Source organism: Kouleothrix sp. 19917, from assembly GCF_057073505.1.
Genome location: NZ_CP097099.1, coordinates 4,783,155 through 4,804,572 on the forward strand (window position 1 = coordinate 4,783,155; position 21,418 = coordinate 4,804,572).

Annotated in this window: 14 protein-coding genes; 7 read left to right on the forward strand and 7 right to left on the reverse strand. The window is 64.0% G+C overall.

Translation table 11 applies throughout. The annotated features are described in order from the left end of the window. Positions 1 to 187 precede the first annotated feature (187 nt). Both M1P90_RS19400 and rsmG read right to left on the reverse strand, forming a co-directional pair. Positions 188 to 847 (reverse strand): PspA/IM30 family protein, encoded by a 660-nt coding sequence (locus M1P90_RS19400; protein ID WP_483696944.1) that lies wholly within the window; start codon positions 845 to 847, stop codon positions 188 to 190. Positions 848 to 1,282: 435 nt separating this feature from the next. Then, on the reverse strand, positions 1,283 to 1,993 hold the full coding sequence (gene rsmG / locus M1P90_RS19405; RefSeq protein WP_483696945.1) for a 16S rRNA (guanine(527)-N(7))-methyltransferase RsmG: 711 nt from the start codon (positions 1,991 to 1,993) through the stop codon (positions 1,283 to 1,285). Between the two features lie 380 nt (positions 1,994 to 2,373). Between rsmG and M1P90_RS19410 the strand changes: the two genes are divergently transcribed. Further along, the gene (locus tag M1P90_RS19410) at positions 2,374 to 3,180 is read left to right on the forward strand and encodes a tRNA-dihydrouridine synthase (protein ID WP_483696946.1); all 807 of its coding nucleotides are present in this window, start codon (positions 2,374 to 2,376) and stop codon (positions 3,178 to 3,180) included. Positions 3,181 to 3,248: 68 nt separating this feature from the next. Here M1P90_RS19410 and M1P90_RS19415 read toward each other — a convergent pair whose 3' ends face one another. Both M1P90_RS19415 and M1P90_RS19420 read right to left on the reverse strand, forming a co-directional pair. Continuing rightward, entirely contained in the window at positions 3,249 to 3,509 is a 261-nt protein-coding gene (locus M1P90_RS19415; protein ID WP_483696947.1) for a GlsB/YeaQ/YmgE family stress response membrane protein, read from the reverse strand. Positions 3,510 to 3,652: 143 nt separating this feature from the next. Further along, the gene (locus M1P90_RS19420) at positions 3,653 to 4,684 is read right to left on the reverse strand and encodes a histone deacetylase family protein (protein ID WP_483696948.1); all 1,032 of its coding nucleotides are present in this window, start codon (positions 4,682 to 4,684) and stop codon (positions 3,653 to 3,655) included. A gap of 171 nt (positions 4,685 to 4,855) precedes the next feature. Between M1P90_RS19420 and M1P90_RS19425 the strand changes: the two genes are divergently transcribed. Beyond that, a complete protein-coding gene (locus M1P90_RS19425) occupies positions 4,856 to 6,097 on the forward strand; it encodes a DedA family protein (RefSeq protein WP_483696949.1) in 1,242 nt (413 codons plus the stop codon). A gap of 727 nt (positions 6,098 to 6,824) precedes the next feature. On the opposite strand, the gene M1P90_RS19430 is transcribed toward M1P90_RS19425, so the two are convergent. Further along, entirely contained in the window at positions 6,825 to 7,913 is a 1,089-nt protein-coding gene (locus tag M1P90_RS19430) for a dipeptide epimerase (protein ID WP_483696950.1), read from the reverse strand. 189 nt (positions 7,914 to 8,102) lie between these two features. Here M1P90_RS19430 and M1P90_RS19435 point away from each other — a divergent pair, with 189 nt between their 5' ends. Together M1P90_RS19435 and M1P90_RS19440 are read left to right on the forward strand one after the other, a co-directional pair. Then, the gene (locus M1P90_RS19435) at positions 8,103 to 8,390 is read left to right on the forward strand and encodes a hypothetical protein (RefSeq protein ID WP_483696951.1); all 288 of its coding nucleotides are present in this window, start codon (positions 8,103 to 8,105) and stop codon (positions 8,388 to 8,390) included. Positions 8,391 to 8,648: 258 nt separating this feature from the next. Next, positions 8,649 to 10,493: an APC family permease gene (locus tag M1P90_RS19440; protein ID WP_483696952.1), complete on the forward strand. Its 1,845-nt coding sequence runs from the start codon at positions 8,649 to 8,651 to the stop codon at positions 10,491 to 10,493. An 811-nt stretch (positions 10,494 to 11,304) separates the two neighbouring features. Here the strand turns inward: M1P90_RS19440 and M1P90_RS19445 are convergent. After that, positions 11,305 to 12,963 (reverse strand): hypothetical protein, encoded by a 1,659-nt coding sequence (locus M1P90_RS19445; RefSeq protein WP_483696953.1) that lies wholly within the window; start codon positions 12,961 to 12,963, stop codon positions 11,305 to 11,307. Positions 12,964 to 13,417: 454 nt separating this feature from the next. Next, entirely contained in the window at positions 13,418 to 16,840 is a 3,423-nt protein-coding gene (locus M1P90_RS19450; RefSeq protein WP_483696954.1) for a cyclic nucleotide-binding domain-containing protein, read from the reverse strand. Positions 16,841 to 17,222: 382 nt separating this feature from the next. Here M1P90_RS19450 and M1P90_RS19455 point away from each other — a divergent pair, with 382 nt between their 5' ends. The 3 genes from M1P90_RS19455 to M1P90_RS19465 all read left to right on the forward strand — a co-directional run bounded on the left by M1P90_RS19455 (position 17,223) and on the right by M1P90_RS19465 (position 21,269). Beyond that, positions 17,223 to 17,783 carry an RNA polymerase sigma factor gene (locus M1P90_RS19455; RefSeq protein ID WP_483696955.1) on the forward strand — a complete coding sequence of 187 codons (561 nt, stop codon included), beginning with the start codon at positions 17,223 to 17,225 and terminating at the stop codon, positions 17,781 to 17,783. 64 nt (positions 17,784 to 17,847) lie between these two features. Then, positions 17,848 to 18,426: a hypothetical protein gene (locus M1P90_RS19460; RefSeq protein ID WP_483696956.1), complete on the forward strand. Its 579-nt coding sequence runs from the start codon at positions 17,848 to 17,850 to the stop codon at positions 18,424 to 18,426. Further along, positions 18,423 to 21,269 carry a CHAT domain-containing protein gene (locus tag M1P90_RS19465; protein WP_483696957.1) on the forward strand — a complete coding sequence of 949 codons (2,847 nt, stop codon included), beginning with the start codon at positions 18,423 to 18,425 and terminating at the stop codon, positions 21,267 to 21,269. Before M1P90_RS19460 ends, M1P90_RS19465 begins: the two co-directional genes overlap by 4 nt. The last annotated feature ends 149 nt before the right edge of the window (positions 21,270 to 21,418 follow it).

Consider the following 21,418-nt stretch of genomic DNA (forward strand, 5'->3'; position numbering starts at 1 on the left):
CCTAAAACCTCACTTGGAAAAGACGAAGGACGAAGGGCCGTCTGGTCATTCGTCCTTCGTCTTTCGTCTTTCGTCTCAGCAAACATGGCCGAACTTCAACCGAGTTGCATGGGGCGAGAAGTTCGCACAAACACAAGCGCGGGGCGGCTGGGCCGCCCCGCGCTTGTGTTTTGCAGCAGAAACGCGATTACTGACCGAGTTTTTTCTTCAGCTCGGCCAGCTCGGAATCGACTTCCTGATCGCGCTCGAGGTCGCGGAACTTGCTTTCGAGCGTGCCGGCCTCCAGCTTCGCCATTGCGTCGGCGCGCGCCAGCCGGTCGTCCACACGCTCCTCGAGCTGGTCGAGCTTGTCGAGCGCGCTGGCATTGCCAAGGCCGCGAGCCATGCGCTGCATCGCTTCCTGCGTCTGGGCGCGGTTCTTCTTGGCGACGATCAGCTCGCGCTTGGCGCGCGTTTCGGCAATGCGCGTTTCGAGCTGCACCAGCGCCTGCTGCAACGCCTCGACCTGCTGGTCCTGTGCGTCGGACTGCTGCGTGTACTGCTGGGCCAGCTTCTGCGACTGCACCTTGCGGGCCAGCGCAGCCTTGGCCAGCGTTTCGTCGCCGGCGCGCAGGGCAGCCTCGGCCTTCAGCGACCACTGCTCGGTTTCGGCAAGGTACTGCGCTTCCTTGTTGTTGAGCTTGGTGGCGTCGGCCATGGCCGAGGCGACGCTGGTTTTGGCCTCGTACAGCTCGTTGTTGAGCTGGCGCAGGTATTCGTCGGCCATTTTCTCGGGGTCTTCGGCGGCATCGAGCATGGCGTTGATATTGGCGCTGAGCAGATCGCGAACGCGTGAAAAGATCGACATGCTTGCTTCTCCTTATGCAATTCCAGCTACAGCCTGATCGGCAACATGAGAACGGCAGCTTTGCGGGAAATGCTGCCCTGCTGTCATTCTAGCACAAACGCCGCATGGCTGGCGGATTATCGACAAAGCACGAAGGACGAAGGGCGAAAAGTTCACCACAGAGGCACAGCGGATTTTGGATTTACGATTGACGATTTGCGATTTACGATTGAGGAAAGGGCTACCAGCGAAGGGCGACTGGAAAATAAACCGCAAAGAACGCAAAGGGCGCGAAGGGTTTGAGTTGAAGGCTTGAGGGTTATTTTCCAGCCACTGCCAACTGCTAACTGCCTGCTGCCGACTGCTTACTGCCGACTGCCGACTGCCTGCTGCAAACTGCCGACTGCCTGCTGCAAACTGCCGAGTGAACTTGGTCGTTCGTCCTTCGTCTCGGGGCTAGAGCGGGCGCTTGGCTGGCACGCCCGGGGCGCGCGGGTACTGCGGCGGGGTAGGGGAGACTTTCGACACCACCACCAGCGAGCGCGGCTCGACGCCGGGAACCGCAACTTGCTCGACGGGCAGGGCGCGACCGCCCAGCAGCGCAATAGCTGGCTGCGCCGCCGCAAGCTCGGGTTCAATGTTCGGGCCTTTGGGCGCGAGGAAACGCCCGCCCACGCGGCACACGGGCAGGCAATACTCGGCCAGCACGCGCAGATCAGCGACGGCGCGGGCCACTGCCACGTCGTAGCGCTCGCGGTGGGCGGTTTGCTGCCCAATGTCTTCGGCGCGGGCCACCAGCACGGTTACCTGGGCGAGGCCAAGCTCGCCAGCAATGTGCTCAAGAAAAGTAGCTTTTTTGGCGATACTTTCGACCAGTGTGAGCCGTAGATCGGGGCGCAGGATTTTGAGCGGCAGGCCCGGGAAGCCCGCGCCCGCGCCGATGTCGATCAGGGTTGTTGGCGCAGCACCCCAGCTTTGCGCGCAGCGCAGCGAATCGAGGAAGTGGCGCGCCACGATGCCCGCGTCGTCGGTGATGGCGGTGAGGTTGACGCGTTCGTTCCAGCGCTGCAGCTCGGCGGCGTAGTGCGCAAACTGATCGAGCTGGGTGTCGGAAAGGGGCAGGCCCCATGCGGCGGCGGTTTCGGCGAGCTGGCGGCGGTGATGCATACTTCCCCAGATACGTGCAGCTACGTGAGAAGCCAGCCATGCGGGCACCTGCGGCGCGGCGCAGCATGACGACCACGTTTCCACGAAGAATACGGCCCAAAACGGCAATGCGCGCATTATACCAAGAACCGCAGAACCCGCGAAGGGCGTATTGCTATACGCCCAGACTGAGAGCCCGCGAAGGGCGTATTGCTATACGCCCAGACTCGCGAAGGGCGTATTGCTATACGCCCAGACTCGCGAAGGGTGTATAGCAATACGCCCAGACTCGCGAAGCAACGCAGATCGACAGCCGCCCCAAGCTGGGCTATACTCTGGCGCAGGAGATGCAACGATCCACAGATTTCGCAGATTATTTTATCGCTTTGTAAAGATACGCGATGATCGACCTTGCGCCCCACAACCCGTATGGCCTGCGGCTGCGCGCCCCCGTGCTGGCGGCGGCCGGCTGCTTCGGCTATGGCGTCGAGTACGCGCACAGCATCGAGCGGATGCGCGCGGGCGCGATTGTGACGCGCAGCACCTCGCTCGCGCCGCGCCGGCAGCGCCAGCCGCGCCTGCTCGAAACGCCGGCCGGGCTGCTGATCAGCGGCGGCTGGCACAACCCCGGCATAGAGTTTGTGCTGACGAAATATGCGCCGGTGTGGGCGGGCTGGGATACGCCAGTGATTTTGAGCCTCGTGGGCGCGAATGCCGAAGATTTTGCGACGCTGGCCGGCGCGCTTGAGGGCGTCGAAGGGGTTGCGGGCGTCGAGCTGAACCTGGCCGAGTTGCCCGAGCAGGCGGCGCGCATTACGGCGGCGGCGCGGCGGGCCACGCAGCTGCCGATCCTGGCGAAACTGCCGCAAGCCGCCGCGACCGAGCGCCTGTGCGCCGAGGTGGCCGCCGCTGGTGCGGATGCGCTGACGCTGTTTGCGCCACCGCGCGCCGCTGTGGCCGACGCGAGCGGGGCGCTGGTGACGGGCTGGCTGGCTGGGCCAGCGATTCGGCCGCTGGTGCTGGCGGGAATTGCCGAGCTGGCGGCAAGCGTGGGCGTGCCGATGGTGGCGTGTGGCGGGGTCGCTAGTGCCGAGGATGCGCAGCAGATGCTGGCGGCCGGCGCGGTGGCGGTGCAGGTGGGCAGCGCGCTGCTGGCCGCGCCCGAGCTGCTTGGGCAGATCAGCGCGGCGCTGGCCGCCGAAGATTGAAATCCTTTTTCTGGCACACAAAAAGAGCGCCCGCGTGGGCGCTCTTTTGTATTGAAACCGGGTGCGTGTTAGCGAACCGAGCCGCGGCGAACAAGGTTGACAATCGCCAGCAAAATCACCGCGCCGACGAACGAGATCAACAGAGCCGTCAGGTTGAACGCGCTGCTATTGATCGTCGGGCCGCCGAACAGAAAACCGCCGATCATCGCGCCAATAATACCGACGACGATGTTGAGAATCGCGCCCTGCTGCCCATCGGTCCGCATCACGATGCTCGCCAGCCAGCCCACCAACGCGCCGAACAGTAGCCACAGAATAAGGTTGATCATGGAAGTCCTCCTGCTTTGTTGTTTGTGGCTCAGCACCGTGGCTGAACCCTTATTTGCTCTCCTGCCATAACTAAAGCAAGGGGCGTGCCACGGTTCCTATTTGTGGGCAGAGTTTTCCAAAAAATTCGACAAATGTTTTTTGCCTACGCTTCGGCAGCCATGCCGCGCAGCAGCCCGGCGGCGTTCTCGCCCAGCGCAGCGACGGCATAGCCGCCTTCCTGCACCACCAGTGTGGGCAGGCCAAGCGCGCTGATGCGCTGGCCAATGGCGGGGTAGGCCGCGCCACCGAGCGCAAAATCGCCGATCGGGTCGTCGCGAAACGTGTCGAAGCCAGCCGACAGCACCAGAAAGCGCGGCGCGAACGTACGAATCGCCGCCAGCGCCCCATCCAGCACCGCCAGGTAGCGCGCATCGTCGACGCCGGCTTCGAGCGGCAGGTTGAGGGTGAAGCCTGTGCCCGCGCCGGTGCCGCGCTCGTCGGCATAGCCGCCAAAGTAGGGATACTCACGCGCCGGGTCGGCATGGATCGACACAAACAGCACGTCGTCGCGCCCGTAGAAGATTTGCTGCGTGCCATTGCCGTGGTGAAAGTCGATATCGAGAATGGCGACACGCGCCGGCCCGCTGCGCACAAGCTGCTCGGCAGCAATGGCGGCGTTGTTCAGGTAGCAGTAGCCGCCGTACATATCGCTGCCGGCGTGGTGGCCGGGCGGGCGGCACAGCGCGTAGGCCAGCCGCTCGCCTTCGAGCAGCAGGGCCGCGCCCGTCAGCGCACTATCGGCAGAGGCACGGGCGGCGCGGTAGGTGCCGGCCACAATTGGTGCGCTCAGGTCGAAGCTGTAGTAGCCGGGCGCCACCAGCGGGTGCAGGCAGCGCCGATCCATCCAGCGCACCGCCAGCGTGCTCGGCAGCACGGCGGCCGGGTCGCCGCCTGCCGCCACCCAACGATCATAGGCGTGTTCCAGGTAATCGAGAAAATCGGGCGCATGCACGGCATGCAAGGGAGCATCGCCAAACGCGCGCGGCTCCACAATCGGCCCAAAGCCGGCGCGCGCAACTGCCGCGAGAATGATCTCGGCGCGCTCGGGCGACTCGTAGGGTGGGATGAGCCGGCCATCGAGGAATTCGTGCGGGGCGCGGTGTTGCGCGTGCGCGGGCGAAGCAATGGTGATCATGCGGGCCTCCGTGGTGGCAATTCTCGCGCGCAGTGTACCATATGCTTCATGCGGCAGTGTGGTACACTGTTGGTGCGTCGCGCGGAGCCTGGGCACATTTCCTGCCTGTGCGCCTCAAACTCTGTATGATTGCAGCGAGCAGCCGTGGCGCGCAGGGGCCCCAACAGCATTATGCTAGGCTTACTCAACAAACACAGCTACATCGCGATTTTTCTGGCCATCCTGCTGGAGGAGCTTGGCATTCCCATGCCCATCCCCACCGACCTGCTGATTGTGCTGGCGGGTGTGCGCGGCGCGGCTTCGTTCGAAAGTCTGGCGATCTGGTTTGCCTTGCTGAATATCGCCTCGGCAATCGGCGCAAGCGGGTTGTACGCGATTATTCGGCGGGGTGGCCGCCCGCTGGTGGCGCGCTTTGGCCGCTATGTGCACCTGGGGCCGCGCCAGCTCGACCGGGCGGAGCGCTTGCTGGCGCGCGGCGGCTGGACGAGCATTGCGGTTGCGCGGGCGGTGCCGGGGCTGCGCTACCTGGCGGTGATTGCATGTGGCCTGCTGAATATCCCCTATTCACGTTTTATCACCGCGCATATTGTTGGCTCGTCGGTGTATATCGCGCTGTTTCTCGCGCTTGGCGCAGTGTTCGGGCCGACGGTGATGCGCTATGTGCACCTGCCAGCAGTTGAGCTGCGCCTGGTGTGGCTCCTGCTGCTGGCGCTGGGCCTGCCCTTGCTGCTGGCCTGGTTCTGCTACCGTGGGCATGCCGAATATACGGTTGCGCCGTCGCGCCGCCGCACCTGGGGCGCAATTCTGCTGGCAAGCTTTGCCGGCGCGACGGCGCTGGGCGCGGCCTGGGCTGCCGCTGCGTCGCTCGCCGAGGTATGGCACGAGCCGCGCCAGCTCAATATTGCGTTTATGCTGGCGGATGTGTTGCTTGGGCGCGGGCTCAGCCCGGGCAGCGCGTATATGCTGGTGTACAGCGCGCTGCTGCTGCTGTGCATCGGCGTGGGTGTGCTGTACTACGAAGTCGTGCTGCCAATTATTGCGCCACGCGGCACGACGCTTGTGCTGCAAACGCTGGGTCTCGCGCTGCTGGGGCTGGTGCTGGTATGCAGCTTCCTCGGCTCGGCGCTGGCCTTTTCGCGCGGCGGGCCGATCGACCGCTGGTGGGAAACAAGCGGGCCGGCCTACCTGACGCCGGCGCTGCTGGCGGGCTTGGTGAGCTTTGCACTTACCACGGCCTGCGCGCGGGCGCTTGCCATCGCCATCCTGCCCTCGAGGCGGCGCAGCGAGAAACTGCCCGTGGTGGTGGTTGAAACGCTCGCGCCAGCCACCGAGGAAAGCCTGCCTCACCCGCCGCTAGTGGGGCTGCCCCACCCCGCAACGGTTGAGATCGAACCACAGGCGAACGAGCCATAGCGGGCGTTCAAGGGCCGATGACTAAAAACCGCAAAGAACGCAAAGAGCGCGAAGAGGTAGGGAGGGTTACAAGTTTGAAGGTTGCATGTTTGCAAGTCTCAGGTTTGCACGTTCAATCCCGAAACCCCAGAAAGCAGTTGGCAGTATGCAGTTGGCACTAACTCGCAACCTGAAAACCTCAGTGAACAAGTAGACAGTCGGCAGTTATTCATACTCTTTGCGTTCTTTGCGCACTTTGCGGTGAATAATCTGGCCGTCGGCCATCGGCAGGCCCAATCCCAAAACCCCAGGCCCTAAACCCCAGAAAGCAGGTGGCAGTATGCAGTTGGCACTAACTCGCAACCTGAAAACCTCAGTGAACAAGTAGACAGTCGGCAGTTATTCATACTCTTTGCGTTCTTTGCGCACTTTGCGGTGAATAATCTGGCCGTCGGCCATCGGCAGGCCCAATCCCAAAACCCCAGGCCCTAAACCCCAAAAGCAGTTGGCAGTATGCAGTTGCCACTAACTCGCAACCTGAAAACCTCAGTGAACAAGTAGACAGTCGGCAGTTATTCATACTCTTTGCGTTCTTTGCGCACTTTGCGGTGAATAATCTGGCCGTCGGCCATCGGCAGGCTCAATCCCAAAACCCCAGACCCTAAACCCCAAAAGTAGTTGGCAGTATGCACTATGCAATAACCTGCGAACCTGCAACCTGCAAACCTCAACACCCAACGTGCAACACTCACAGCTCGGCGCGCGGCGTGACGCCGTGGCCGGCGCGGATCTGGCTCAGGTCGATGCGCGCGCTTTCGTAGATCATGCCGCCGTCGAAGGGGTTTTCGGCCATGAACAGCGGCGTGTCGAGATCGACGAACTGAAAGCCGCCCTGCCCGGCCGCAAAACATGCCGAGGTCGTCATCGCCAGGGTTGACTCGACCATGCCGCCGATCATCAGGCCCAGGTGCGCGGCGCGGCAGATCGCGGCAATGTCGAGCGCCTCGGCAATGCCGCACTTCATCAGCTTGATGTTCACCACGTGCGCGGCCCGCTCCTGCACGATCCGCAATACTGCCGCCGCGCCGTCGGCGGTTTCGTCGGCGGCCACCGGCACCCCGCCCCACTCGCTCACCTGCTGCATGCCCAGCCAGTCGTCCTTTTTCACCGGCTGCTCCAGCAGCGCCACGCCCACCCCGCGCTCGCGCAGCTGCGCCACCAGCTGCAATGCGTCGTCGGCGCTGAAGCCGGCGTTGCCATCAATAATGATTGGCGATTTTGGCGAAACCTCGGCAATCGCCTGCACGCGCGCAATGTCGAGCGCGAGGTCGCCCGAGCCGACTTTGACCTTGATCGTGCGAATGCCGCGCGCCACAATTGCGCGGGCGTCGGCAGCGGCCTGCTCAGCCGTACCAGTCGTCACGGTCATGTCGGTTTCCAGGCTGACGCCCACCCCGCCGAAGAAGGCCCACAGCGGCATGCCAGCCTGGCGCGTCAGCGCATCGAGCACGGCCGTCTCAATCGCGCACTGCGCCGAGCCAACCGGCCCAATCGCGCTGCGCAGCGCCTGCGCCAGCCGCCGCCATTCGCGTGCATCCGCCCCTTCGATTAGCGTAGTGGCTGCCTCAACTGCCGCCTGCGCAAGCGCCTGGGTTTCGCCATTAAAGGCCGGGAAGGGCGCGGCCTCGCCATAGCCGCGTGTGCCGTCGGCCAGTTCGACCGTCACAAGCAGGTTGCGGGCAACATCCTGCGCGCCGCCGGCAATGCCGAAGGGCGTGTGCAGCGGGATATCGAGTGCGGCGACGCTGAGTGAGTGGATGGTAGTTGGCGCAGGCATAAGGCACCTTTCAGCAAGCAATAATGGCGTGATTATACTACGGCCAGCCACCGCGCCATTTAACCAAACCCTTATACTTTCATAATGCCAAACGCGCCTGCTGCGCCGCCGAAAGCGGGTAGGATAGTGCAAGGATTGCAGTATTCCGCCCGGCCGCACACGCGGCGAGCGTAGCAAAAGAAGGCTCGTATGGCACCGCTTCCCCGCCAACCACAACCAGGCGCGCACTCGCCCGGCCTGCGCCCGGCCCGCCGCGCCCTGCACAAGCTCAACAACCCCGCGCTGCTTGAGCCGCTGTCCTGGCTGATCTGGCTGCTGGCCGTGGCCGGCTTCGCGCTGTGGACGCTCCATTCCTACCAGGCACCCGCCAACCCGGCCTGGATCGGCATGACCATCCACACCACGGTGTTCGCGCTCTGGGGCCTGATCATGCGCGAATGGGCCGCGCTGCGCTGGCGCACACCGCGCGATAGGTAGTGCCAAGTTTGCGAAAATGCTGCGCACCCTTCGATACGGCCTTTCAGGCAACTCAGGATGCGCTTTTCTTGCAATGTCATTTCTTTATAAGCCGCCGAATCAGCGCGCCGCTGGCCGGGTTTACCAATAACTACAGCGGTTTGCAGAACTATTAACCATCAATGGACTAGCGAGCGAGGCGTTGCAGAGCAGAAAATGCAACTGCCTTCTGCAAACTGCAAACTGCTACAAGGACGGAGAGAAGGAACACACGCTCGTATGATCGACACACTCAAACGCATTCTGGTCGGGCAGCCGCTCGAAACCTCGGCGCAGCAGCACCAGCGGCTCAGCAAAACCATCGCCCTGGCTGTCTTCTCGTCGGATGCGCTTTCGTCGGTGGCCTATGCCACCGAGGCAATTCTGTTTGTGCTGGTGCTGGCCGGCTCGTCGGCGCTGCCGCTGGTAATACCGGTGTCGGTTGGCATTGCGCTGCTGCTGTTGATCGTCGGCTTTTCGTACCGCCAGACCATCCACGCTTACCCGAATGGCGGCGGCGCGTATATTGTGGCGCACGAAAACCTGGGCGAAGTGCCGGGCCTGATCGCCGCCGCCTCGCTGCTGATCGACTATGTGCTGACCGTCGCGGTGTCGGTGTCGTCGGGCGTGTTTGCAATCACGTCGCTGGCGGCAACCTGGGGCTACCCGAACCTGGCCGACTACCGGGTGGAGATCGCGCTGGTGCTGATTGCGCTGATTACCATTATCAACTTGCGCGGCGTGAAGGAAAGCGGCGCGATCTTTGCGGTGCCGACCTATGTGTTTGTGGTGAGCATGTTCGGCCTGATTATTGCCGGGCTGGTCAGCCGCGTGTCGGGCGGCGCGCCGGTTGCGCCAGCTGCGCATGTGCCCGCGCCAAGCGAGGCGCTTGGGGTGTTTCTGCTGCTGCAAGCCTTTTCGGCGGGCTGCACCGCCATGACGGGCGTGGAAGCAATTTCCAACGGCGTGCCGGCCTTTCAGCACCCAGAATCGAAAAATGCCTCGCGCACGCTGATTGTGATGGTTGGCATCCTGGGCTTTATGTTCCTCGGCACCAGCGTGCTGGCCTATCTGTACGGCACCGCGCCGCGCGAAGATCAGAGCGTGGTTTCGCAGATCGCCAGCATGGTGGTTGGCACCGGCCCGGCCTATTTCGTCATTCAGGTCGCCACCGCGCTGATCCTGGTGCTGGCCGCCAACACCAGCTATGCCGACTTTCCGCGCCTGGCGTCGCTGCTGTCGCGCGATCGCTTTCTGCCGCGCCAGTTCTCCAGCCGCGGCGACCGGCTGGTGTTCTCGAATGGCATCCTGGCGCTGGGCGTGTTCGCGGCGCTGCTGGTGATTGCGTTCAATGCGCGCGAGCAGGCCATGCTGCCGCTGTACGCAATTGGCGTGTTCATCTCGTTCACACTGTCGCAGTGGGGCATGGTGCGCCACTGGCTGCGCACGCGCGAGGCGGGCTGGCGCAGCAGCGTGGTGGTGAATGGCGTGGGCGCGGCGCTGACGGCCGTGGTGTTTGTGGTGATTATTGTGACGCGCTTTCTGCACGGCGCGTGGGCGGTGCTGGTGCTCATCCCGATTCTGGTGCAGATCTTCCGCCTGATCCGCCAGCATTATGTCGATGTGGCGCGGCAGCTTTCGCTGGCGGCCGCCAAGCCAATTGGCGCGATCAAGCGCCACACCGCGCTGGTGCTGGTGTCGGGTATTCACCGCGGCGTGATTCCGGCGCTGGAGTTCGCCCGCTCGATCGCGCCCGACAACACCACGGCGCTGTATGTCGAGTTCGACGAAGAAGACGCACATCGCGTGCAGACAAAGTGGGCGCAGTGGGGCTGCGGCATGCCGCTGGAGGTGCTGCCCTCGCCGTATCGCAGCTTGCTGCGGCCAATTCTGCGCTATGTCAAAGAGGTCGATGCGCGCTACGACGACGATGTGCTGTCGGTGATTATCCCCGAGTTTATCCCTTCGAAGTGGTGGCAGCACCTGCTGCACAACCAGACGGCGCTGGCGCTGAAGGCGGCGCTGCTGTTCCGGCGCGGCGTGATTGTGATTAGTGTGCCGTATCATCTGGGGGATAGGGGATAGGGTTTGGGGTTTAGGGAGTTGCCGGTCTGGGCGGGCTTGTCTCGGAGAATCTGTCTGGGCGGACCTGTCTCGGAGAATCTGTCTGGGCGGACCTGTCTGGGCGGACCTATGTGTCCGCCCTTTCCTATTTCTCATTTCAGCGCAGCTTGCTCGAGCCGCAGGGCGCTTTTTGCATCCAAGCAATGCCTTTTTCAAACCAGCTTGCTCGGGCCGCAGGGCGCTTTTTGCATCCAAGCAATGCCTTTTTCAAACCAGCTTGCTCGGGCCGCAGGGCGCTTTTTGCATCTAAGCAATGCCTTTTTCAAACCAGCTTGCTCGGGCCGCAGGGCGCTTTTTGCATCCAAGCAATGCCTTTTTCAAACCAGCTTGCTCGGGCCGCAGGGCCGCAGGGGCTCGCGCCGCCCCGGCACCCGGCGTCGGGGCTTCGCCCCGAACCCCGAATTTGATGTGATGAGCAACAGCAAAGCTGCGCGGTCATGCCTCCGTTGTGCCAAAATGCTGGCAGCCAAAGAGCAAAGAATTCCAATTTTGGAAGTGTTTCAAAGTGGCACTTCTTGAATCGCATGATGCCAGCGTCGAGCATAACGGAGGCATAACTGGACGCCATTTCGTCAGCCGATCACGTTCTTTTTGGGGTTCGGGGCAAGGCCCCGACGGCGAGGTGCAGGAGGCTGGCGGCAGCCTCTTGCCGCGGGGTTCGGGGGCGCGTAGCCACCGATACGACCTCCAAACACCCTAATATGGAGCACGGGGCGAAGCACCCGAAACGTGCGGGCTGCGGCGCACACAACACGCCGCAGCCCGCACCTGCCTACCAGCCGAAGGCACTCACCCGGTCGGCGGCGAGGCGGCCCAGCAGCACCTTGTAGGGCGCGGGATTGTTCGGGTGGTACTCAAAGCGCGCCCGCTCGAACCACTGCACCAGCAGCGTCTCGCCGGTTGGCAGCACTTCGTAGGAAGGCGGCGTGAGCGGGTAGCCCCACAGCGCCAGCGCCTCACGCTCGCTCACCCCACGGTCGCCCAGCTCCAGGCCGTGTGCGCGCCAGTAATCCCAGAACTCGGGCGCGATGGCCTGGCCGGTGGCGGGGTAGTAGTGCGGCGTGGCTGGGTCGGCTTTCGGCAGCGATTGCCAGTCGGTGCCGCGCGTGGCCAGCGCCTCGGCGCCAAGACGGCCAAGCTGCACAAGGTAGGGCGTGCCACTGTTCTCGGGGTGCAGCTCGTAGCGCTGGCGCTCGAAATATTGCACCACATAGTCCATTCCAGTGTCGGCGCTAGTTTGCTGGAACTCCTCCGTCAGCGCGTAGCCAAACACAGGCAGGCCACCATTACGCTGCCAGTAATTGCGGAATTCGCCGCCCAGCGTGTGGCTCGTTTCGGGGAAGAACAGCTGACCGCTGGCGGTTTCGGTTGCGTTGCGCGGCGCGCCGGGCAGCAGGCTGCTGATCGGGCGGGCGCGCACGGTGTAGCTGTTCGTTGCTGCGCGCTCCACCCAGGCCAGCCAGCCATTACCAAGCGCCGGTGCTACCACTTCGTCGGCGGTGCTCACCTGAAACGTGCTGGCCGACTGCGCGTCGAACCCAAACACCCCCAGCGTGGCGACATGGTTCCAGAATGTGTAGCGCCCAGCCAGCGCCAGGTCGGCGTTGGCGAGCGGTCCGCTGCGCGTGGTCTGGCCGCTCGGCAAATCGCGATTCATCAGCACATGGTAGCTGTCCAGGTAGGCCAGATGATTGCCATCCAGGTCGAAAATCACCATCTGGCTATCGAAGCACTCAGTGTCGTCGATTGTGTACAGGGTTTTATTGCTCAGCGACAGCGCATAGAGCAGCGGGCAGCCGAAGTTCCCGCCCGACCGCGCTCCCCCTTGCACCCAAACCGCCCAGTCGCTATTTGTGCGCGCCGCGCGCAGATCGTAATCGTGCGCAAGCGAGATGCGGTGCACCTCTTTTGCGGCGACATCTCCGCGCAGCGGGCGCTGCATCAGGGCAGCAGTGGCGGTGCCATCGGCGGCGGTTGTAATATCCCACCAGCTCACCTGATCGCTGGCGATGTTCGGGAAGGCGCCGCTGTTGGCCGCAAGCATCCACGACTCACCACTACGCAGGTCGAGCGCCCTGAGCGGAAAAGGGTTCTGGCCATCGACGCCGTCGCGCCATACCAGCACGCCATTGTCTAGATCGAACGACGGCCCCCACTGCCCGCCGTAGTTCCCGAAAGCCAGCTGGTTCAGCTCCAGAACGCTTTGCCCATCGGCCAGCGACGCGACGTGAATGTTCGCATAGCGCGTAAAGCGGTTAGGCTGCGCCAGCTCGACCCAGGCGACATAGGTGCCGTCGGTGCGGAGCGCAAGCGGCATGCCCGTGCCGCCAAGGATGTCGGTGGCAGGTGGGGCTGCGAGGGTGGCGTGGGCCGGCACGCCCAGAAAGAGCGCGCTTATGACCAGCGCGAGTGCCAGATATATTCGACGCATACGTTCCTCCTCGATCAGTAGTCAGCCGTCAGAAGTGAGGAGTCAGGAGAGTTGGCGTTCAACCGTTCTTGCGAACTATGAATCGCTTTTCTCTGCTCACACCTACATCAACGATAGAACGATCGTTTTCTGTAGCATAGCCACGCTGCGGCAGCCGCGCGAGTGTGGCACAGTGAAGTGATTCTGATGCGCTGGTGATGAGGATGAAATGCGAGGAGTGAACGGGGGAAGTTTTGAGTGATGAATGCTGTGTTTGCAGGTTGCGGGTTGGAACGTTGCGGGTTACTGCCCCTGCATACTGTCTACTGCTTTTTGGGGTTTAGGGTCTGGGGTTTTGGGATTGCGCCCTCAGCCTGCAGTTGTCAAAAACTTCGTGTCCTTTGCGCACTTTGCAGTTTATTTTTCCAGTCGTAGGGGGGGCGTATTGCTATACGCCCGTATGGCCCTTCGCCGGCTAGTCAGGCGTGGCGCGCAACGCGATCAGGCGGCCGGTGCCGATCTGCTCAAGGTCTTTCGCCACACGCGTGTCGCCCGAAAGCAGCGCCTGCACGGCAGCATGTGGCAGCGCCAGCGCCACCAGCGGCGTGAGCGTCACCACGCTGGCCACGGGCGGTGTGCCACGCAGCAGCTCCAGCTCGCCAAAGAACTCTTCGCTGCCAAGCTGGGCGACTTTGCGCACTGGCGCGGGCGCGTCGCCGTTCGGCTCGTCGCGCACCAGCACGGCGGCCTGGCCCTGCCGAATGATATAGAACACGCCCGACGGCGCGCCTTGCCGCACGATCACGCTGCGCGGCGCAAACTGCTGCTGGCGCGCAATATTCGCCAGCCCGCGCAGAGTGTTGCGTGGCAATTCAGCAAACATGGGCACGCGCTCCAGCAGCTTCAGGCGCGCGGCAGCCTCGCTGCGGCCGCTGCCCGGCGCGCTGGCGCGCAAGGCTGGGGCGCATACCTCCGCCGGGATGAACAGCAGATCCGAGCTGATATTGGCGCGAAAGGTCAGGTCGCTGGGTGCGCCGTCGGGCAGGAACTCTGCGCCAAAAGCATCACCGCGATGAAGTTCTTCCACAAGCTGGCGGTTGCGCGTGGCCGCCACTTCGCCAGCCTCGATCAGCCAGATGCCGGGCGCATGCGCGCCAGCCTGAAGCAGCGAAGCGCCAGCCGCCACATGCCGCTCCTCAATCGCGTGTGCCAGCGCGGCCAGCTCGTCGTCGTCGCAGGCGAGAAACAGGTCGAGCTGGCGCAGCAGCCGCAAGCGCGACTCGCGCACATCGCCAAACGCATTCGAAAGCTCACGCGCCCAGGGCGTGTCGGGGAAACAGTAGCGGCTGGCGGTTTCGCGCTCGGGCCAGGGCAGGGCGTCGTAGGCGGCTTGAATGGCGCGGCGGGCAAATGTCGCGCCGGCAATCGCCTCGACCGACGCGACCGTGTAGCGCAGCACCTCGGCATAGCGCGCGCCCTGCATGTCGAGCGGCAGCGCCGCCACCAGCGGGCTGATGCGGGCGCGTTCGCGATCCAGCGTGACATCCCAGTTCGCCGTGGCGGCCAGCACATCCATCCGGTCGTCGAGCGCGCGCGTGCGGCGGGCGCCATACACCGCCAGTAGCAGGCGGTAGCAGCCGGCGTAGCAGAACTGAAAGGCGCGCTGCAAACGCTCGGTGTCGCTGGTGCTGGGCTCGTGCGGCCAGGCAATCTCGTCGGGCGCGATCTGGCGCAGCGTGGCGAGGTGCACCAGCCACGCCCCGGCCCACAGGCCCGCCGCCAGCACGCCCAGCGCCGAAGGCCGCCCGCTCAGGTCGGCAACATACGCGGCGGTATATACCAGCGCGGCGCACCAGAGCAGCACCCACGACCACACCAGCCGCGAGTCGTGCAGGTCGAACAGGTGCGGCAGGAACAGCGCCAGCGCCAGCGCGCCGCAGTAGGCGGGCGAAGCAACGGCGATCTGGCCCGCCAGCGATCCACGCAGTGGCGCAATCAGCAGCGCAGTCGCGCCCACGCCAAACGCAGCAAGCAGCAGCAGCGCGGTTCCTGCCAGCTCGCGCGGCGTGGAAAGGCGCAGATCGACATCCAGCAGCGCGGCAAAGCCAGCGATCAGCAGAAAAATAAATGCCACGCCCTGCGCCAGCAGTTGCAGCGGCTCGGGCACCTGGCCGTAGCGCGCCGTGGCCGCCAGCGTCGCCAGCCCCAGCATAATCGCCAGCGCGTGCACGGTGGTACCAATCGCGGCGCGCCGGTAGTCGGGCAGCACGGCCAGCAGCGCGGCCAGCGCCACCGCCCACAGCAGCGGTGCGGCCAGCCCGGCCCAGGGATTGCCCGGCCCTGCGCGCCACACCAGCGCGGCCAGCAGCACGCTTGTGCCCGCCGCAAGCCCGGCCAGCAATGCCGGCTGGCGGCCATAGCCGCGCCGCAGCAGCCAGCGCAGCCCCGCGCGCCCCACGCCAATCAGCGCCAGCACCAGCGCGGCCAGCACCGGCAGGGCCACCAGCAGCACCAGCAGCGCAGCCACGATTTTGGGCAGCAGTGTGTCGGCCCCCCACAGCGCGCGGATCGTACCGAGCAGCTTCCCATTCCAGAACTGCACTGCGAAGACAATTGCGACAATCGCGTACACGAGCGTCAGCACGCCATAGATCGCCAGAAAGCGCTCTTCGTGCGAGAAGCTGCGCGGCGCGGCCGGGGCGTCGGCCTGCGCGGGCGGCGGGCGCAGCTTCTGCCAGAGCGGGCCGCGCACAAAGGCCAGCGCGCGGCGGCGCAGATCGGGCATGCGCAGCCAGTCGACCAGGATGAAATAGCCGTCGAGTTCGAGCAGCGGGTTGAGGTTGAACAGCGTGGCGATATAGCAGGTAAACGCGAGCTTGTAGGCCACGCCAGCCGCCGCAAGGTCGGGGCGCAGCAGCACCAGCAGCGCGGCCAGCCCGCCCACAAACAGGTCGGACATAGGGCCAGCCGCTGAGACAAGCATGCGCGCGGCGCGCGGCGAGCGCCAGATGTCGCTGGTATCGACAAAAAAGGCGGGCATGCCGAAGTAGAGCATCGCGCCGCCTGAGCGTAGCTCGCGGCCGAAGTGCTTGACCGTCAGGGCGTGCGCGCTTTCATGCAGGAAAAAAGAGACCAGCAGCGCACACCAGAGCGCCACCAGCTCGGCTGGCACTGCTGCGCTGTTCAGCACCTGCGGCGACGTGCCCAGGCCCAGCAGCAGCGCCACAAACGCGCCCAGGCCCACCAGCGCAACGGCGACCCAGATCGCGGCAAACAGCCAGGTGAACAGGAGCCAGCCGCCAGCGCGGTAGATCGCGCCATAGAAGCCATCGATAGTCGCAAACTGCCAGCTCGCCCGCGTGACGCGCCGCACCACGCGCCGGCCCCAGCCTTCGGCAGTGCGCGCTTCCAGCCGCCCGCCGAGCGCGTGGTACAAGCTCACCGGCGACTCGGTCAGGAAGCCTTCAGCGCGCAGCGTTGCCACCAGATCGCCGACAGGCAGGAGCTGCCTGGTGCGCAGAAATGCCTGCGTGGCAAGCTGGGCCACCGTGCGCGTGCCATCCATCTGGTGCCACAGCTCGCGCTGAGGCGGCGTGAGGCGCAGGTAGTTGCCGCGCGGGCTGCGGATGACGGTCATCACCTGCTCGCCATCCTGCACCTGCTCTTCGGCGACATCGGGCACGGCGCAGGGGCAGTATTGCGCTGGGTCGGTGCGGGCGGCCAGCGCCGGCCACAGCCCTTCCTGGGCGGCAGGCCGGGCCAGCAGCAGGCGGCGCGCCAGGCCGCGCCAGATGTCGCCGCTGCCCATGGCGGGCGCGTCGGCGGCGCTGGCGAGGCGGGCCCACAGGCCAGCGGGCCGGGCGTGGGCGTGCGTGTGCGGGTGGTGTGGCGTCGTCATAGAGTAATATTCAGCATTCAGAATGCGTAAAGATTAGAGTTCGCACAGGCCTTAGAAAATCAGAAGCTACCGACTCCTGACGCCTGGCTCCTGACTCCCGCTCTAGTATAGCGCGCCGTGTCTAGCTTCTGCCAATACAAACGCTCCATGCGGCGCAAAGTTGCATATTCGCACCCAACAGAACAGGTGCAGGAACAGTTCGCCGGCACTTCTGCCAGTTGCCCGTGCCACCCGGGTGTTGAGGCGCAAAAGGCCCAGGGAATGGCTACACTGAATCGCTCTATGCACGTTTGTGGTATAACCTTTATTATGCCGCAAACACTAGACAAAGCTATTCGCATCAGGTATGCTACCGGCAGAGCTACAGGCGCCAGGAGGATGTATGGACCAGAGCGATGAGGCGCTTGTGCAGGCTTGTCGCGCTGGGAACCAGGCCGCCTGGGAACTGCTCGTTGAGCGGTATCAGCGCCTGGTTTTCTCGATCGCGCGGCACACCGGCCTTGACCAGGAACAATCTGCCGATGTGTTTCAGCGCGTTTTCACCACGCTTGTAGAACGTGTCGACCGCATTGAGCAGCCCGCATCGATCCGCTCCTGGCTCATTACTACCACGCGGCACGAAGCCTGGCGCCTAAGTCGGCAAGAGCGTGCGCGCCGCCATGGCACCGAGCAAGAAAACTCCCTCGAGGTCTCGCAGGCCGATGAGGCACAGATGCCCGACGTACTGATTTTGCGTCTGGAAGAACAGCATATTGTCTATAATGCCGTGCAGGGGCTGAACGAGCGCTGCCGCGAGCTGCTCGTTTTGCTATTCTACCATCCCGAGCCGCCAGCCTACGCCGATATCGCAGCGGCGCTGCACATGAGTGAAGGTAGTATTGGCCCAACCCGCGCCCGGTGTTTGAAGAAGCTTCGGCAGCTTCTTGAAGATGGTGGGATTTAAAGTATTTTTAAACCCATGCGCGCCTCTCTTTAAGTGAGTATAATGAAAGGCTCACAGGAAGCATATGGGTCGATTACTTGCACATATTCCGTTTACGAGCTTAATCGATGTCGCAGAAGGCCGCGATCGGCTGGATGACGCAGCACAGCATCACCTAACGATCTGCCCGCGCTGCACTGCCGACTTCGAATGGCTCACACGCACGCTTGGCGTGATGCGCGCCGATGCGGGTGATTCGGCCCCTGCCCATGTGCTTGAACAGGCCAAACGGCTTGGCGCGCGCCTGAAGCGGCCGGCAAATCGCCTGCAGGCGCTGGCTCGCCTTCTGTTCGATAGTGCCCAGGCTCCGCTGGCTTTTGGCATGCGGGGCGGCGCGAACGAGCAGCGCCATTTGCTCTTTGAAACCGAGCACTATACAATTGATCTGCGCGTGAAGCCCCAAGGCGAGCTGTGGAGCATTGCCGGCCAGCTGCTTGGCGCCGACAGCAGTGGCAGTGCCTCGCTGGGCGGCGCTACCGGGGCCACTAATGCGCTGAATGAGAACAGTGAATTCAGCCTGCCGCCCGTGCCACCCGGCACCTACACGCTGACGCTGAATCTTGAGGCGCTTGAAATTACGCTGCCCGAGTTTGAGATCAAATGAGCGCATACGAGCAGGTTTCGATCGCCAATCAGGTGGCAGCCGCCAGCCCGGAAGAACGTTCGGCCTTGCTCGTGCAGTTCTCCAGCGACCCAAACGGCCTCGCCCGTGCCCTCAAAAACCTGTACTTCGATTCCTACAGTAGCCTGCCCGCCCTGGCGGCCGGTGCCGCCGACGCCCTCGACGATCTGGCTGTACTCAGCCCACAAGCCGAGATCCTTGCGCTTGCAAGCTGGACGCGCGGCATGGCTGCGTTGCAGCTCGAAGGTGCGTTTGAACGGGCCATTCAGCTGATCGACGCCGCAGCCGAGCAGTTCGGCGCGCTTGAACAGCCGCAAACCGCCGCTGCTACGCAGGTGAGCAAAATCTACGCGCTGGCGATGCTTGGCCGCTACGATGAGGCGATCGCATGCGGGCTGCGCACGCGCGAGGTTTTCCTGGCCTATGGCGACATCCTGTCGGCCGGCAAGGTCGAGCAGAACCTCGGCAACCTCTACCACCGCCGCGATCAGTACCCCGAGGCCGAGCGCTTTTATCGTGCCGCGCGCGACCGCTTTCTGGCGCTGGGCGACCAGAAGCTGCTGACCTACGCGAATAATGGCCTTGCCAACGTCCTCAGCCTGCAATATCACTTCCGCGATGCGGCGCAGCTCTACGAGCAGGCGCTCTTTCACGCCGAGGCCGCCGACCTGGAAGTCACGCGCGCGGAGATCGAGTGCAACCTGGGCAATCTTGAGCTGTTTCAGGGCCACTACGACCGCGCGCTCGATTACCTGGAGCGCTCGCGCCGCCGCTACGCCGACCTGCACATGCCGCTCGACTCGGCGGTGGCCGAGCAGGAGCTCGCCGACGCCTACCTGGCGCTGAATCTTGCGCCCGAGGCCGCCGCAATCTACGAGCGCGTGTCGGGCATGTTTACCGAGCTGGGGCGGCGCGCCGAGCAGGCCCGCACGCTGCTGAACCACGGCCTGGCCTGCTTGCAGCTTGGCCAGCACGACAGCGCACACAGCCTGCTTGGCCAGGCGGCAGCGCTGTACCAGGCCGAAGGCAATAAAGTTGGCCTGGCCGATGTGCTGCTGGCCGAGGCGCAGCTGGCGTATACGGTGGGCGAATATCGCACCGTTTTGCAGAAAGCCGAGCAGGCCGAGCGAACGCTGCTCGCGGCCGGGGCGCGTGGCCGGGTCTTGCTGGGGCGCTGGCTGCGCGGTGAATCGTACCGGGCCCTGAGCTACGTTGCCTCGGCCGAAAACCTGCTTGACGCAACCCTGCGCGACGCCCAGCAGCATAACATTCCACAGATCGCCCAGCGCTGCCTGACGAGCCTAGGCATGCTGGCTGCGGCGCGCGGCGACATGGCAGCCAGTGCCGCCGCGTTTCAGCAGGCGATTGCGCTGATCGAAACCATGCGCGCGCCGCTGCCGGCGGATGAGTTTCGCACGGCCTTTATTGCCGACAAGCTGGCACCCTACACCGAAATGGTGCGCCTGTGCCTGAACGACCCCGATGGCGCGCGTGTGGCCGAGGCATTTCACTACGCCGAGCGCGCCCGTGCCCGCGCACTGCTCGAACTGCTAGGCACCACCGAGCAGCGCCTCATACCACGTGATACGTTTGAAGCCACCCTGCTGGAACGACACAACGAGCTGCGCGCCGAGCTCAACTGGTTCTACAGCCAGATCAACCGCCCGTTCGAGGGCGATGGCGACGCCTACCCCAACACGCTCAATGGCTGGCAGGCAGCAGTGCGCGATCGCGAAGCGGCACTAGCTGGCCTGATGCGGCAGCTTCAGCAAAGCACCGCCGCAGAGACGCGCAGCCCAACCCAGGCGCTCGACCATGGCCGGCTGCAGCAAGCGCTCGGCAGCGACACCGCGCTGATCAGCTTTTTCGATCTGAACCAGCAGTTTGCGGCCTTTGTCGTCACGGGCGACAAGATCAGCGTCGTGCAGGCACTTGGCTCGGTTCCGGCAGTTACCGTTATTGTCGAGCAGCTGCGGTTTCAGCTCGAAACGCTGCGCTATGGCTCGGCCAAGCTGCACAGCCACATGGAACAGCTCACCACGCGCACACGCCGCCACCTGGCCGAGCTCTACACCCGGCTGATTCGCCCGCTTGAGGAGCACATTGGCACGCGCCGCCTGATTATTGCGCCACACCAGGTACTGCACTATGTGCCATTCCATGCCCTGCACGATGGCGCGCGCTACCTGATTGAGCAGCGCGAAGTGGCATACACACCCAGTGCCCAGGTGCTGCTCCATGGCCTGGAGCAGGCCCGCCGCCCGCTCAACCACGCCGTGCTCGTAGGCATTCAGGATGCGCGAACACCCCACGTGCGCGAAGAAATTGAAGCGGTGGCGGCGCATTTCCCCACACACACACTCCTGCTCGACCAGCAGGCGACCCTTGATGCCGTGCAGCGTGCCGCGCCCCGCGCCGACGTGCTCCACCTGGCCTGCCACGGCCATTTCCGCCCCGACAACCCGCTGTTCTCGGCAATTGAGCTGAGCAATGGGCAGCTGACGGTGCGCGACACCTACCGGCTGGAGCTGCAAAGCGAGCTGGTGGTTCTCAGCGCCTGCGAGACGGGCGTAAACGATATTGCGCCGGGCAACGAGCTGCTTGGCCTGGCGCGCGGCTTTATGTCGGCTGGCACGCCCACCCTGCTGATGAGCCTGTGGGCCGTCGACGATGCCTCAACCGCACGAACCATGGAAATTTTCTACACGCATCTGCGCAATGGCAAGCACCCCGCTGCAGCCTTGCGTCAGGCGCAACTGGCGATCATCCAGGAGCAGCCCCACCCTTTCTTCTGGGCACCGTTTATCTTGCTCGGTCGTTGGTGACAGTTTTGACATTTCGCGATCTAAGAGCTTAACAAGCAATCCAAGCTGCGCTATAATTCGCATATTCTTCCGAACATTCCATACTATCCATACGACATCCTTATTATGCTGCAGGTCTGAATACCCTGCTCTGCCGCGCAATGCTGCGC